The organism is Candidatus Poriferisodalis sp., from assembly GCF_965208925.1.
Taxonomy (GTDB): Bacteria; Actinomycetota; Acidimicrobiia; order Acidimicrobiales; family Poriferisodalaceae; genus Poriferisodalis.
On record NZ_OZ242364.1, the window covers coordinates 3,490,595 to 3,504,174 of the forward strand.

14 protein-coding genes are annotated in these 13,580 nt (G+C 67.5%); 11 read left to right on the forward strand and 3 right to left on the reverse strand.

Annotation, left to right across the window (positions count from 1 at the left end; all coding sequences use genetic code 11):
* Positions 1 to 90: 90 nt before the first annotated feature.
* Positions 91 to 525, forward strand: coding sequence for a GlcG/HbpS family heme-binding protein (locus ACOGI5_RS15445; RefSeq protein WP_419865291.1), 435 nt, complete (start codon positions 91 to 93; stop codon positions 523 to 525).
* A 73-nt stretch (positions 526 to 598) separates the two neighbouring features.
* On the opposite strand, the gene ACOGI5_RS15450 is transcribed toward ACOGI5_RS15445, so the two are convergent.
* Entirely contained in the window at positions 599 to 1,324 is a 726-nt protein-coding gene (locus ACOGI5_RS15450; RefSeq protein WP_419865292.1) for a hypothetical protein, read from the reverse strand.
* 252 nt (positions 1,325 to 1,576) lie between these two features.
* Between ACOGI5_RS15450 and ACOGI5_RS15455 the strand changes: the two genes are divergently transcribed.
* From ACOGI5_RS15455 to ACOGI5_RS15485, 7 genes are all read left to right on the forward strand, one after another.
* Complete coding sequence (locus ACOGI5_RS15455; RefSeq protein WP_419865293.1) at positions 1,577 to 2,998, forward strand: ABC transporter substrate-binding protein; 1,422 nt, start codon at positions 1,577 to 1,579, stop codon at positions 2,996 to 2,998.
* 45 nt (positions 2,999 to 3,043) lie between these two features.
* Positions 3,044 to 3,970 (forward strand): branched-chain amino acid ABC transporter permease, encoded by a 927-nt coding sequence (locus tag ACOGI5_RS15460; RefSeq protein WP_419865294.1) that lies wholly within the window; start codon positions 3,044 to 3,046, stop codon positions 3,968 to 3,970.
* A complete protein-coding gene (locus ACOGI5_RS15465; RefSeq protein WP_419865295.1) occupies positions 3,970 to 4,950 on the forward strand; it encodes a branched-chain amino acid ABC transporter permease in 981 nt (326 codons plus the stop codon). Before ACOGI5_RS15460 ends, ACOGI5_RS15465 begins: the two co-directional genes overlap by 1 nt.
* On the forward strand, positions 4,947 to 5,663 hold the full coding sequence (locus ACOGI5_RS15470) for an ABC transporter ATP-binding protein (protein ID WP_419865296.1): 717 nt from the start codon (positions 4,947 to 4,949) through the stop codon (positions 5,661 to 5,663). The genes ACOGI5_RS15465 and ACOGI5_RS15470 overlap by 4 nt, the downstream gene beginning before the upstream one ends.
* A gap of 77 nt (positions 5,664 to 5,740) precedes the next feature.
* On the forward strand, positions 5,741 to 6,454 hold the full coding sequence (locus ACOGI5_RS15475; RefSeq protein WP_419865502.1) for an ABC transporter ATP-binding protein: 714 nt from the start codon (positions 5,741 to 5,743) through the stop codon (positions 6,452 to 6,454).
* Between the two features lie 91 nt (positions 6,455 to 6,545).
* On the forward strand, positions 6,546 to 7,862 hold the full coding sequence (locus ACOGI5_RS15480; RefSeq protein WP_419865297.1) for an alkyl sulfatase dimerization domain-containing protein: 1,317 nt from the start codon (positions 6,546 to 6,548) through the stop codon (positions 7,860 to 7,862).
* A gap of 111 nt (positions 7,863 to 7,973) precedes the next feature.
* Positions 7,974 to 8,909, forward strand: coding sequence for a DMT family transporter (locus tag ACOGI5_RS15485; protein ID WP_419865298.1), 936 nt, complete (start codon positions 7,974 to 7,976; stop codon positions 8,907 to 8,909).
* A gap of 44 nt (positions 8,910 to 8,953) precedes the next feature.
* Here the strand turns inward: ACOGI5_RS15485 and ACOGI5_RS15490 are convergent, their stop codons facing one another.
* Together ACOGI5_RS15490 and ACOGI5_RS15495 are read right to left on the reverse strand one after the other, a co-directional pair.
* Positions 8,954 to 10,426, reverse strand: coding sequence for an amidase (locus tag ACOGI5_RS15490; protein ID WP_419865299.1), 1,473 nt, complete (start codon positions 10,424 to 10,426; stop codon positions 8,954 to 8,956).
* 85 nt (positions 10,427 to 10,511) lie between these two features.
* A complete protein-coding gene (locus ACOGI5_RS15495) occupies positions 10,512 to 11,327 on the reverse strand; it encodes an enoyl-CoA hydratase-related protein (protein ID WP_419865300.1) in 816 nt (271 codons plus the stop codon).
* A 70-nt stretch (positions 11,328 to 11,397) separates the two neighbouring features.
* Here ACOGI5_RS15495 and ACOGI5_RS15500 point away from each other — a divergent pair, with 70 nt between their 5' ends.
* The 3 genes from ACOGI5_RS15500 to ACOGI5_RS15510 are packed head-to-tail and all read left to right on the forward strand — an operon-like array spanning position 11,398 to position 13,575.
* The gene (locus tag ACOGI5_RS15500; RefSeq protein ID WP_419865301.1) at positions 11,398 to 12,138 is read left to right on the forward strand and encodes a dienelactone hydrolase family protein; all 741 of its coding nucleotides are present in this window, start codon (positions 11,398 to 11,400) and stop codon (positions 12,136 to 12,138) included.
* A gap of 39 nt (positions 12,139 to 12,177) precedes the next feature.
* Positions 12,178 to 12,912: an SCO6745 family protein gene (locus ACOGI5_RS15505; protein ID WP_419865302.1), complete on the forward strand. Its 735-nt coding sequence runs from the start codon at positions 12,178 to 12,180 to the stop codon at positions 12,910 to 12,912.
* 9 nt (positions 12,913 to 12,921) lie between these two features.
* Positions 12,922 to 13,575 carry a nitroreductase family protein gene (locus ACOGI5_RS15510; RefSeq protein ID WP_419865303.1) on the forward strand — a complete coding sequence of 218 codons (654 nt, stop codon included), beginning with the start codon at positions 12,922 to 12,924 and terminating at the stop codon, positions 13,573 to 13,575.
* The last annotated feature ends 5 nt before the right edge of the window (positions 13,576 to 13,580 follow it).

Below are 13,580 nucleotides of genomic sequence, written 5' to 3' on the forward strand. Positions count from 1 at the left end.
GGCCGAGCGGGGCCCTGCGGCGTGCCCGCGAGCCGGAGCGTAGCCTCGGCGCGATTGCCCGCTCCAAGCCAGCTACAGACGGAGATTGCCATGGCTGACGACACCGATACCGCCACAGGACGCTCGCTGACGCTTGCCGGAGCCCGCAAGGCGCTCGACGCCGCACTGGCGAAGGCCGAGGACATGGGCTTGCGATTCTGCATTGCCGTGACCGACTCCTCTGGCGAGCCGGTTGCCACCGCTCGCATGGACGGCGCGCCGCGACTGTCGGCCGGCATCGCACTCAACAAGGCCTTCACCGTGTGCGGCTTCGGCGGCATGCCCAGCGGCAACTGGTGGGACCTCATCAAGGACGAACCGTCGCTGGTGCACGGCATCACCCATACACCGAGGCTGATCGTGTTCGGCGGCGGCGTACCGATCTTCGTAGACGGCGATCTGGTGGGCGCCATCGGCGTGTCGGGCGGCTCAGCCGACCAGGACACCGAGGTGGCCCAGGCAGGGGCCGACGCCGTCGCCGGCTAGCTGGTCTCCCTGCATCTGCCCGGTCATCCCGGGCTCTCCGAGCAGAACTGTCGGGTCAGCCCTGACAATCGGGTCAGCTCTGGCGATTCGCCAGCCACTCCTCGAACTCGGCGCGGCGGTCCTTGGCGATCGGGAACGTGCCGATCGAGCTTTCTCCCGCGGCGACCCGCTCGATGGCCCATTCCTCTTCGATCTCCTGGGTGTAGGAGTCGTTGGCCACCTCTTCGGCGAGCAGCGCCGGGATCACCACGGCGCCTTCAGCGTCGCCCACGATGATGTCTCCAGGCAGCACCGTCACGCCGGCGCACGCAATCGGCACCTGGTGGTCAAGCGGCGTGTGCAGCCGGCCGAGCGTCGCAGCATGCGATGACTGGTGGTACACGGGCAGACCCACATCGGCCACCGCAGGCGTGTCACGCAACGCGCCGTCGGTAATGAAGCCCGACGCGCCGAGCGATTTGATCCGCATCGTGAAGATGTCACCGATCGTGCCGGCGTGCGGCTCGCCGCGAGCCTCCACGATCAGCACCTCTTCTGGCTCGATGGACTCAACGGCACGGCGCTGGGCGTTCTGACCCTCCAGACGGCGCTCGAAGTCCTCACGCTTGGGCACGAAGCGCAGCGTGTGGGCGTAGCCGAGCATCCGCTGACCCTCGTTCAGCGGCCGCAGGCCGTTGAGGAAGCTGTTCTGCATCCCTCGTCGCTGCATCTGGCCGGCCAGCGTCGCGGTGGACACCGCGTTGAACTTCATGCGCATGTCATCGGTGAGCAGCACCGGGCGGTGTTCTGAGTCGGCCATGGGATCCCCCTTGTTCTGCGCGGTCCGCCTGATTTCGATGGACGCGTACACGTGCTGTGCTTGCCGCAATGTAATCAGCACTCGGCCTGAGCGCGCTCAGTTTGAGTGCGCTCAGTTCTTGTGTTCGGATTATGCTCGCCGTCGGGAACGGTCGTAGATCACGATCGCTGGGGACCAGGGCTCTGCATGTGCTCGTCCCCGCCCAGCGAGAGCCTGGGCACCACAAGGAGGGGGAACCACATGCTTCGCAAATTGACTGCAATCGCATTCGTATTCGTGCTTGTCGCCGCCGCTTGCGCCAGTGACGACGACTCTGACACCGCGGATACAGAAGCACCGGCTGCGACCGAGGCACCGGCCGCCACCGAGGCACCTGCACCGGCCGACGATGACATGGCCGATGACGACATGGCCGACGACATGGCCATGGATCAGGCCGGCGACTTCTGCGGCATGGGCACCGGGGAGCCGGCGACTGGCGAGCCCATTGTCATCGGCAACGTGACAACGTCGGTACCGGGCATCGATTTCTCGAGCGGCCCGCTGATGATGCAGGCGTACTTCGACTGCGTCAACGACAACGGCGGCATCCACGGCCGCCCGATCCAGATGGTCTGGGAGAACGACAACGCCACGCCCGAGGATGCGGCGGCCGCAGCGCGCAAGCTGATCGAGACTGATCAGCTCGTCGCCATCGGCGGCGGCTTCTCGATTCTGGACTGCCCCGTGAACGCGGCGTACTACGAGGAGAAGGGCTACAACGTGGTTCTGGCCGGCGTGCCCGGCGAGTGCTTCAGCTCGCCGAACATCGCGGCCACCAATATGGGACCGGCCTACTCGCTGCTGGGTGCCGCACAGGCGGTCATCGCGAAAGGCCCGGTGAACAAGGTCGTGACCACGACCGGCGTCTCACCCGCCGCCGAGTACGCCAACTCGCTCGCCGGGCTGTTCATCCAGCAGTCCGGCCTCGAGTGGGAGGACGTGCAGTACGAGCTGCCGATCCAGGACGCCACTTCCGTGGCGCTCGACCTGGTGAGCCGTGCCGGCGACGGTGGCGGCGTGCTGCTCAACTACACCCCGCCCGAGGGATTGAAGATCCTCAAGGCGGCCGAAGAGCAGGGCTTGATCGACCGGGTCATCTGGGGCGCTTCCACGCCGTTGAATGACAGCTCGGTGGTCGTGGCGCTTGGAGCGGCCTGGGAAGGCAAGGTCAACGTCAACGCCGAGTTCAGCCTGCTGGACGATCCCCGCCCGGACGTGGAGCTGTACCGGCAGGTGTCCGCCGAATACTGGCCCGAATCACCGCTCGGCAGCTTCCAGCAGATGGGATTCGTGGCCGGACGGATCATCGTGCACGCGTTGCTCAGCATGGACCCGGCCGATCTTGACGACCCGGTTGCGGTCAATGCCGCGATCGGAGCGGTCAAGAACTTCCAGTCGGACCACCTCTGCAAGCCGTGGTACTTCGGCGGCCTGCCGCAAGGGAACGTTCCGAACAACTGGGACTACAACGTGGTGCCTGACGGCGTCGATCGCATGATCGACGAGTCCGGCTGCTTCGAGATCGCCGCCATCGATCCGATCCTGGTCGCTGTGCGCGAGGCTGAGGCCGCCGGCGGCCTGACCTCGGACGAGCCGAACAACTGGAAGGGCGGCCTGGGCTCGGGCGGCTGATCCGAGTAGCGCAACACCCGATACACACCGCATACTTCGCTTCGGATGCCTGACAGCTCGATACTGCTGCCATTCCTGATTCAAGGCTTGGCATTCGGGGCGATGTATGCGGTGACCGGGACGAGCATCGTCGTCCTGTTCCGCACCACCGGCGTGGTGAACCTGGCGTTCGGCGCCATCGGGTCGATGGGGGTCCACATCGTCTGGTCGCTCATGGGCGGCTCGATCATGGTGCCCGAGCCCCAGGTGTCGGGTCTCAGCATCCTGCTGTACCCGGCGCTGGTGGCGATCTGCGCGCTCATGTTCCTGATCTATGGGCGAGTCTTCGCACCGATCTTGGACAAGCGTGATGCCCTGGTGAAGTCGTTGGGAACCGTGGCGCTGACGCTCATTCTGATGGGCATCATGAAGCAGCGCTGGGACACATCGAAGCCCCGCTCGCTGCACTTTCCCAAGGAGACCTTCACCGTCGGCGGAACCGTCGTGTCCACCAACCAGATCCTGGCGCTGGTGTTTGCACTGGTCGTTGTCATCGGCGTCGGGCAGTACCTCAAGCGCACCGACACCGGCACCGCAATGCGTGCGATTGCGAACAACCGGGAGACCTCGGGTCTGCTGGGCGTTCCGGTTCAACGGGTCGAGGCCACCGCGTGGTTCGGTGCCGGCCTGTTGTGCGGCTGCGTGTTCCTGCTGCTGCCCTCGCTCTTCAAGAGCATGGATCAGGCCACGATGACGTGGTTCGTCATCCCGGCATTGGCGGGCGCCATCGTCGGCCAGCTGCGCTCGCTGTGGGTCACCTTCGGCGCCAGCCTGCTCATCGGGGTGGTGGAGTCGCTGCTGACGCCGTTCAGCGGCAATCTGAAGTTCCTCTCCGAGCTCCGCCGGTTGACTCCCGTCGTGGTCGCAGTCGTCGCGATCCTGTGGATCTCGCGCCGGCGAACTGTCGTGCTTGCCGGCCGGGAGATGACCTGATGGTGCGCGGCGTGTTGGGCCACCGGGCGTTCCAGCCGACGATGGTCGGCGGGCTGATGGTCTTTGCGCTCTTCGCCATGCCGTCGATCTTCGACGCCACGTGGATCTTCAACTTCACCCAGATGGCGCTCTACTCGATGGTCGCCGCCAGCGTCGGAATGCTGTACGGCAGGGTCGGTCTTGTCTCGCTTGGCCAGGTTGCGCCCTACGGCATCGGTGCCTGGGTGACGATCCGCCTGGCGTTCGCCACTGACATCCCCTACCCGGTGCTGCTGGTCATCGGCGGCGGCGTGGCTGCTGTCATCGGCGTGCTCATCGGCCTGCCGGCGCTGCGGGTCAGCGGTCTCTACCTGGCGCTCGTGACGCTCATGCTCGCCGTGGGGGTCGAGGTCATCCTGTTCCGGCTGAAGTTCGCGAATGGCGGCCCCGGCTTCAACGGGCTCGCGTTGACGATGAGCGATCGGGCCCCCGTGCCGCGGCCCACCTTCGCCGAAGGGGACATTGCGTACTTCCGGTTCGTCGTGATCGTGGCGTTCGTCATCTTCATGCTGGCGGTGGCGTTCCTCGCAGCCAAGCCCGGGCGTGCGTGGGCTTCGGTGCACCAGAGTGAGCCGTCGGCCCTGGCCTCGGGCATCAGCGTCACGCGCTACAAGCTGATGGCTTTCGGACTCGCCGCATTCATGGCCGGCGTGGCGGGCGGGCTCTACGGCGCCCATGTGCAATGGTCGATCGGCGTCGACCAGTTCAACCGGCAGGCAGCGCTGTTCCTGATCGCGGTCGTGCTGATGGGCGGCATCGGTTCGCTGTGGGGCGCACTGCTGGCGGCCTTCTTCGCCACGATCATGCTGCCCTTCTTGACCCAGAACGTCATCGGTCACCAGTTCTGGAACGACTTCGCATTGACCATCTTCGGCATCGGCTTGATGATCAACCTCATCCAGACCACCAAGGCCATGGAGAAGAAGGGTCTGCTCGAATGATCGAGATCACCGACCTGAGCGTGCAGTTCGGCGGTGTCCGCTCGCTCGACGAGGTGACCCTCACGTTCCCGGGCGGCAACTGCGGCCTGATCGGCCCCAACGGTGCCGGCAAGACCACGCTGTTCAACGTGATGTCGGGCTTCGTGACCCCAGTAGCCGGCCGCATCGTCATCGACGATGTCGACCTCCTGGACATGGCCGACTACCGGCGGGCTCGCTGGGGGGTCCGCAGAACGTTCCAGACGGTGCAGACCATCGAGAGCCTGACGGTGTACGAGAACGTGCGGACGGTCCACGAACATGCTGCCGAAGGCTCTCGCGCCGAGCGGCAGGACTCAGTCGACGACGTGCTGGCATTTGTCGGGCTGAGCGACGTCCGCGACAAGGTGGTCCGCACGCTGTCCCAGCGTGACCGTCGATTCATCGAGGTGGCGCGGGCCATCGTGGGCACACCAAGGGTGGTGCTGCTCGATGAGCCGGCTGCTGGGCTGCCCGAGGAGGAAACCGATCATCTGGCACAGATCATTCGAAGCGTGCCCGAACGCACCGGTGCCACGGTGATCCTGGTGGATCACGACATGTCACTGGTGCAGGCATGCTGCGACTGGACCGCCGTGCTCGACTTCGGCCGGCTGGTGGCCGCGGGGCCGACCGCCGAGGTGCTGCACGACGAGCGAGTGCTCGCCGCCTACGTCGGTGACGAGGAGACGTAACCGTGGCCAACGCCGCACCAACCGCCGACGCTTCCGCCGACGGCAACGTTGCTGCCGTCGCTACCAGTGGCGCCGAGATGTCGAACCTGGTGCTCAGCGACCTGACCGTGGACCGCGGCGGGCGGCCCGTGGTCCACGATGTCTCGCTGGAGGTGCCGCCGGGCGAGATCACCACCCTGCTGGGACCCAACGGTGCCGGCAAGTCCAGCCTTGCGGCCGCGATCGCAGGTCTCGCCCGTGTGCGCTCGGGAAGGGTCACGTTGGGCAGCGATGACATCACGAGCTGGCGACCAGAGCGGGTGCGTCACGCGGGGGTGTCGGTTGTGCCGGAGGGCCGTCGGCTGTTGACCGATCTGACAGTCGCCGACAACATGCGCGTCGCCACCTACTCGCTCGACGAGCAGGCCGCCGAAGACGGGATCAACTACACACGGTCGCTGTTCCCCGAGCTGGAGCGCCGCTGGGAGAATTTCGGGCGCCTGCTGTCGGGCGGCGAGCAGCAGATGGTGGTGCTGGCCCAGGCGCTCGTGTCGCGACCCAAGGTGCTCGTGGTGGACGAGCTCTCGCTGGGCTTGGCGCCCATTGTGGTGAAACGCCTCACGCCGGTGCTGGCCGAGGTGGCCGACAGCGGGGTGGCCGTGCTGCTCATCGAGCAGTTCGCCCAGGTGGCGCTGGCGATGGCCACCAAGGCGTACGTGCTCGAAGGCGGCCGCATCCGGTACGACGGGAGCGCCACCGAGCTGATCAACGAGCCCGAGGTGTTGCACTCGGCCTACCTGCTCCAGGACTGAGGCGTTGGTGGCTGGCGGCGACGCGGGCGGCTCGCAACCGCAGCGTCGGTTGTCCGTCGAACCAGAATCCGTATTCTCGAAAGGACGGGTTGTGGCGCCGACCAAGACCGTCGACCCCATCGAACTGTCCAGCAGGCTGATCGACACGGGCGTGGCCGACGAGCGCATCGTGCGGGTGGACAACACGCTGAGCGAGATCGACGACAACGTGGCGGTGATCGAGGCGTTCAGCAACATGGTGGCGTTCGGCACCGACGACGGATTGGTGTGCTTCGACGCCAGCGGACCGCTCAACGGCACGGCGGTGGTGGACTCGCTGCGAGGCTGGTCCGGCGATCGCATCAACGCACTGCTGTACACCCACGGCCATATCGATCATGTGGGCGGCAGCGGTGCTTTGGCTGCCGACGCGGCTGAACGTGGCCAGCCGGCGCCGCTCGTGGTGGGCCACGACAACGTGATCCCGCGCTTCGAGCGGTACAACGCCACCAACGGCTACAACCTCATCATCAACCGCCGGCAGTTCGGTGCGTCGCTGCGGCGGCGTGGTGTCGGCATCACCGGCGACGAGCCGAGCTTCCTCCCCGGCGACACGCTCTGGCCGACGCGCACCTACAGCGAGAACGATTCGCTGTCGGTGGGCGGGCTCGATTTCGAGCTGCATCACGACAAGGGCGAGACCGACGATCACACCTGGGCGTGGGTGCCCTCGCACCGGGCGATCTGCCCCGGCGATCTGGTCGTGTGGGTGTTCCCCAACGCCGGTAACCCGCAGAAGGTGCAGCGCTACCCGCTCGAATGGGCCCGGGCGCTGCGGCGCATGGACGCATTGGAGCCTGAGCTGCTGGTCCCGGCGCACGGCCCGCCGGTGCGGGGCCGCGAGCGGATCGCCACGGTGCTGCTGACGTTGGCCGAATCGCTGGAGACGCTGGTCAGCCAGACACTCGACCTGATGAACGAGGGAGCGTCGCTGGATGAGATTCTCCAGAGCGTGTCGCTGCCGGCCGAGTGGCTGGAACGCCCGTGGATGCGACCGGTGTACGACGAGCCGGAGTTTGTGATCCGCAACATCTGGCGGCTGTACGGGGGATGGTGGGATCTCGACCCGGCATACCTCAAGCCCTCACCAAAGGCCGAGCTCGCCGGCGAGCTGGTGCGATTGGGTGGTGGCGCCGAGGCGTTCGCGCAGCGGGCGCAGGAGCTGGTGGAGGCCGGCGACCTCAAGCTGGCATGCCACCTGATCGAGCTGGCAGTGGCGGCAGATCCGGGCTCGGCGAGCTTGCATGGCGTGCGCGCCGAGATCTACGAGGCCCGGCGGGCGGCCGAGCAGTCGCTGATGTCGATCGGCATCTTCAGCGCCGCAGCTGCCGAGTCCCGCGACGTCATCGACAGAGCCACAACGCCATAGCGGCGACTGCGCAACAGGTTCCCGGCGGCGCTGAGGCATAGTCTTCGGGTATCGGCTCGGCTTGCCCGCGGCCGCGACTTGCAGGCTGGAACGGCGGGGCGGAGCAGGCACATGGCCGACAGCGGACCGGGCACGGCGCCGGGAGCGCCGTACGGGGGGCGCGGCGCACCCGCGATGTCCGAGCGCGCGCTCGGCGTGCCCGCTGCAGCCGTGGCCATGGTGGGCTGGGCCGCTTCAGGCGTCATCGCCAAGGGCATCTCCGAACTCGGGCCGCTGGCGGTCGTGTTCTGGCGGATGTGGCTCTACACCGGGCTGGTCGCTCTGTTCCTGTGGGCGAATCGGACGCCGCTGCGGCTGTCGTCGATCAAGGTCTCGTTCTGGGGCGGCTTCTCGCTGGCGTTCGACATCATGCTGTTCTTCGTCGCACTGCGGATGACCACGGTCGCCAACGCCACGGTGGTGGCGTCATTGCAGCCGCTGCTGATGCTCTTCCTGGCGCCACGCATCTTCGGCGAGCAGCCGGGCCGGCGTCACTGGGGCATGGCGCTGGTGGCGATCGGCGGGATCGCCATCGTCGTGTTCGGCTCGGCCGGCATCCCCGAGTGGAGCGTGCTCGGCGATCTGCTGGCGTTCGGCGCGCTGTTCGCCTGGACGGGCTACTTCGTGTTCTCCAAGCTCAGCACCCAGAAGATTGCCGCGGCGCAGTACACGGCCGGCAGCGCGCTGGTGTGCTCGCTGGTGGCCACGCCGTTTGCGCTCGCATCGGGGCAGGTCTTCGACTGGCCGTCAGCGGGTGCGTGGCTGTGGCTGGGGATCATGGCCGTCGGGCCCGGGGTCGCTAGCCACATGCTGATGAACTGGTCGCTGGTGCGCATTCCGTCGTGGCTGGGCTCGGTGATGACGCTGGCCATCCCCGTCACCAGCACGCTGATGGCCTGGGCGTTCCTGGGCGATCAGGTGTCGCTGTGGCAGTTCGTCGGGATGATGGTGGTGATGTTCGCCCTCGCAGCAGTCGTGCTCGATCAATCCCGCACGAAGTTGACCTAGAGCTGACGGCGAGCAGACGTCGCCGGTCGCAGCCGGGCGCTTGTTCAGTCGGCTGCGTGGATCGCCGGGCGGCGGCCCGACCACGGCGCCGCCTGTTCCATCTGGGCAGCGACACGCAGCAGCACGTCTTCGCGGCCAGGCGCTGCCACGAGCTGGATGCCGATGGGGAGCCCCTCCGGCGACACCCCCTCGGGTGTGCCCAGGGGCACGGAGATGGCGGGCTGGCCGCTGACGTTGAACTGCGGCAGGTACGGCGTCACTTTGGCCAAGCGCCGCACCAGCGTGCGCTCGTCGCCCTCCACTAGGTAGCCGACCGGCGGCGGCACCACGCCCAGTGTGGGAGTCAGCAGCAGGTCGAAGCCGTCGCCGTGGCCAGGTTGAGGGTTCCACCACTGCACGAGGCGGCGGGTGAATTGGTGCAGTCGCTCCCGGCTCGCCAGGATGTCAGCCCCGCTGATCTTCGTGCCGCGCTGGTAGTTGATCCACGCGACCGGCTCCATGTCGTCTTCGCCCCACGGACGCCCCAGCACGCTCTCGAAGGAACGCATCGTCGCCGTGGCGCTGGCGCGCATGATGCGGACGTAGTCGTACATGTAGTCGTTGGTCGCCATGGCTTCGGGGAGTGCTGGCTCGACCCGGTGGCCGAGGCCGTCAAGCAGGCCGGCGGCGGCTTCGGCGGCCTGGGTGCAGGACGGATCAGTGTCCTCGAACGGGATCGTCGAGCTGACGCCGATGCGCAGCTGGCCCGGGTCCTGGCCGACCTCGGAGACATAGCCACCTGAGGGCGCCGGGTGGGCGGGCACGTAAGGATCCCCTGGTTCGGGTCCCGCGAGCACGTCGAGCGCCAGCGCCGCGTCGCGCACGGACAGTGCAACAGCGCCGTCGGTGGTGCCGCCTCCCCAGCCCTCGCCGGCAGGGGCGCTCGAGATCCGGCCGCGTGACGGTTTGAGGCCGACGAGCCCGTTGGCGCTGGCAGGAATGCGGATGGAGCCGCCGCCGTCGCTGGCGTGCGCGATCGGCACGATGCCTGCTGCCACCGCAGCCGCCGCGCCTCCGCTGGAGCCAAGGACCGTGTGATCGGTGTTCCAGGGGTTGCGGGTGGGCCCATACAACATGGTCTCGGCCGCGCCCGGGCACTGCCCGCCGCCGAGTTCGGGGCTGTGCGAATGGCCGATGCTGATCGCGCCGGCCTCAGCCCATCGGCGCGCCACAGCCCCGGTTTCGGTGTAACGGTGGTCGAGCTCGGCCAATCGACGGTTGCCCTGGTACGCAGGCTCGCCGTCCACCGGGCAGAACAGGTCCTTCAGTGCGATCGGCACCCCGGCCAGCAGGCCGTCCCCATGACCGCCGCCGACTTGTTCAGCGGCCTGCGCCCGAGCGGAGCCGAACGTGTCCTCGACGATCGCGTTGATGGTCGGATTCACCCGCTCGCAGCGGGCAATGGCCTCCTCGACTGTTGTCGAGGCTGCAGTCTCCCCGGCTCGCACACGTGCTGCCAGCGCCGTCGCATCATTCATCTTCGCCCCTGTCGCCGTGAGTCGGCCGCTCGCTTTGCCAGCCCGCAGCCACGCCGTCAACGGCGCAGTCTCGCGCAGCGGCCCGCTAGCGGCCTTGCCAGTTGGGTTCGCGCTTTTCGGCGAAGGCTCGGGGGCCTTCCTTGACGTCTTCGCTGGCCATCAGTCGGGCGACGGCCGGGTAGGGGTGGTGGAAGGCTTCGCCGAGCGGCATGTCGAGCCCGCGCATCGCCGCCTGCTTGGTGGCCTGGATGGACAGCGGCGCGCACCGCATGATGTCGTCGATGAGCCGGTCGGTGGCTGCTTCGAGCTCGTCGTAGGGCACCACGTCGTTGACGATGCCCAGCTCCAGCGCTCGCTGCGCGCTCATGGTGCGGGCCGTCAGCAAGTATTCCATCGCCAGCTTCAGCGGGATCTGCCGGGGCAGGCGGTGCACTCCCCCGCCGCCGGCGTACAGTCCCCGCAACGGCTCGGTCAGCCCGAACTGGGCGTGGTCGGCGGCCACCACGAGGTCGCAGGCCATGGCCACCTCGAAGCCGCCACCGAGCGCCACGCCGTTCACCTGGGCGATCAGCGGCTTGGGATAATCGAAGCGCTCGATCAGGCGGGTGACCTGGCTCATCAGCTGCCGGTCGGCAGCTTGGGTGGCCTCGTCGGCGTGCCGCACCATCGACAGGTGTTTGAGGTCACGCCCGGCGCAGAACGCCTGCCGGCCCACGCCGGTGATGACCATCAGCCAGATGTCGTCGTCGGCTGCCGCGTGATCCAAGATGTCCGACCACTCCTTGTGGGCAGGTGTGTTGATGGCGTTGCGGACCTCGGGCCGGTTGATGGTGATGCGGGCCACCCGGGGCCGGATCTCCTCGTAGACGAAGTACTGCGGTTCGAAGTCGAGTGCCTGCATGGCCGGGATGGTATGCCAGAGGGCTGGCGGCAGGCCGTGGAAGTGCACGGCCGCACCCAAGGAGGCAGCGATGTTCGAAGACCACGTATCGATCGACACCGGCGAGGGCGAAATGAGCACCTTCGTCACCCATCCCGAACCCAGCGAGCGCCGGCCGGGACCGTTCCCGACCGTGCTGTTCCTGATGGATGCGCCCGGCAAGCGCGAAGAGCTGCACGACATGGCCCGGCGAATCGCCACCGTCGGGTACTACGTGCTGCTGCCGAACCTCTACTACCGCGACATTCCGGGCTTCATCGTGCAGCGTGACGATCCGGCCAGCCGGAAGTTCATGTTCGAGCTGATGACCAACCTGTCCAATGCGATGGTCTCTCGCGATGCCGCGGCGCTGCTTCGCTATGCCGATGCCGACCCGGCCGCGAGCACTGAGCGGGTCGGCACCACGGGCTACTGCATGACTGGCCCCATGGCGATCTGGCTCGCCGCCGACTATCCCGACCAGATCACCGCCGCTGCGTCAATCCACGGGGTGCGGCTGGCCGTCGATGCGAGCGACTCGCCGCACCTGCGGGCGCCCGACATCGGCGGCGAAGTGCTGGTGATGTCCGCCGAGCACGACGACTACGTCGACCGGGCGCACTACGACCGCCTGTGCAAGGCATTCGCCGATGCCGGCACCGACGCGCAGACCTATTGGGTGGACGGCACCCATCACGGCTTCGTCTTCCCCCAGCGGGAGGTGTACGACAAGCCAGCGGCTGAGCGCCACTGGGAACTGCTGCTGGACATGTTCGCCCGCCGCCTGCACTAGCCGGGCGGGCGCTGGGGCGCAGTGCCACACTGTCGCCCCATGGAAACACGTGAACTTGTCCAGAAGGTATGCCCGCCCATCGCCACGATGGGCTCGATGTTCTACTTCGACCCCGCAACGCTGGCGCGCGGGAAGGAAGCCGGCCTCGACGGCTTCCGCCTCTACGCGCTGGGCCGCGGCGGCGTGCTCGGCGATGTCGAGGCCACGGTGGTGCACAGCGCCTTCGGCTACTTCAATCCCGATCTGATCGCGAAGATCTGGAACTCGGCCAAGGAGGTCATGGCACCGCGTGACGCAGGCCGGCTCTACATGGAGTGCGCAGCCGCTTTCGGCGCCGCCAAGCTCAGCGATGTCGCAGACCTCGACGCCTTCAATGCCGCGGCCGACAAGGTGATCGACGCCGGGCTCGTCGACAGTTCCGCACAGGCGCTCTTCGCGGGGATCGCGTCCGAGCCCCGCAGTGACGAGGCCGCCGCCCGGGCGTTTCAGAATGTCGCAATCCTGCGGGAGCTGCGCGGGAGCCTGCACCTCGTGGCCATCGTGGCTTCGGGCCTGCAGACCGAGATGGCTCACCGTGTGCGCCGTCCCGACGACGTCGAGATGTTCGGCTGGACCAACGACGCCGAAGTCACCGACGAGCATCGTGCGAAGTGGGAAGCCGCCGAGGCCCTCACCGACGATCTCGTTGCCCCGATCTACGGCGTGCTCGACGACGCTGAGGCTCAGGCGCTGGCCGACGGTGTCGCAGCCATCGAAGCCGCCCTCACCGGCTAGGGCTGCGGGGTGACACTGTCGCTGAGCGTCGACGAGGCGCTCGCCACCACGCGAGCTGTCAGGCGCCGGCTCGACTTCGACCGTCCCGTGGACGAGGTGCTCCTGCAGGAATGCCTGGAGCTTGCGCTGCAGGCGCCCACCGGATCACTGCGCCAGGACTGGCATTTCGTGGTGTCGACTGACCCAGAGCAGTGCCAGGCCGTCGGGGCGATCTACCAGGAGATCTGGCTGGGCCGCATCGACGACAACTACCTGGCCAAGGCCGCAGCAGCCGAGACCGACCCGACGGCCCGTGCCGACTGGCTGCGCATGATGGACTCGGCCCGCTACCTGGCCGAGAACTTCCCCCGCGCTCCGGCGATCTTCGTGCCATGCATCGAAGGCCGGCTCGACGGCGCACCCGCAGGCTTGCAGGCGCTGCGTTGGGGATCGGTCATCCAAGCAGCGTGGAGCTTCTGCCTGGCCGCTCGCAACCGGGGCCTCGGCACCTGCTGGACCACCGTGCACCTAGCCCGTGAGCAGGAAGTCGCCGAGATCCTGGGCATCCCCTACGACGACGTGCAACAGGTGGCACTGCTGCCCGTGGCCCACACCATCGGCACCGATTTCAAACCCGGACGCCGCAAGCCGTTCGACGATTTCGTCCACATGAACGGCTGGTAGCCGCC

Excerpts from the sequence above, each read along its gene's own strand:
- ACOGI5_RS15445 (WP_419865291.1), top strand. The coding sequence starts at position 91 with ATGGCTGACGACACCGATACCGCCACAGGACGCTCGCTGACGCTTGCC.
- ACOGI5_RS15485 (WP_419865298.1), top strand. The coding sequence starts at position 7,974 with ATGGCCGACAGCGGACCGGGCACGGCGCCGGGAGCGCCGTACGGGGGG.
- ACOGI5_RS15460 (WP_419865294.1), top strand. The coding sequence starts at position 3,044 with ATGCCTGACAGCTCGATACTGCTGCCATTCCTGATTCAAGGCTTGGCA.
- ACOGI5_RS15495 (WP_419865300.1), bottom strand. The coding sequence starts at position 11,327 with ATGCAGGCACTCGACTTCGAACCGCAGTACTTCGTCTACGAGGAGATC.
- ACOGI5_RS15470 (WP_419865296.1), top strand. The coding sequence starts at position 4,947 with ATGATCGAGATCACCGACCTGAGCGTGCAGTTCGGCGGTGTCCGCTCG.
- ACOGI5_RS15505 (WP_419865302.1), top strand. The coding sequence starts at position 12,178 with ATGGAAACACGTGAACTTGTCCAGAAGGTATGCCCGCCCATCGCCACG.
- ACOGI5_RS15500 (WP_419865301.1), top strand. The coding sequence starts at position 11,398 with ATGTTCGAAGACCACGTATCGATCGACACCGGCGAGGGCGAAATGAGC.
- ACOGI5_RS15465 (WP_419865295.1), top strand. The coding sequence starts at position 3,970 with ATGGTGCGCGGCGTGTTGGGCCACCGGGCGTTCCAGCCGACGATGGTC.
- ACOGI5_RS15450 (WP_419865292.1), bottom strand. The coding sequence starts at position 1,324 with ATGGCCGACTCAGAACACCGCCCGGTGCTGCTCACCGATGACATGCGC.
- ACOGI5_RS15490 (WP_419865299.1), bottom strand. The coding sequence starts at position 10,426 with ATGAATGATGCGACGGCGCTGGCAGCACGTGTGCGAGCCGGGGAGACT.
- ACOGI5_RS15475 (WP_419865502.1), top strand. The coding sequence starts at position 5,741 with ATGTCGAACCTGGTGCTCAGCGACCTGACCGTGGACCGCGGCGGGCGG.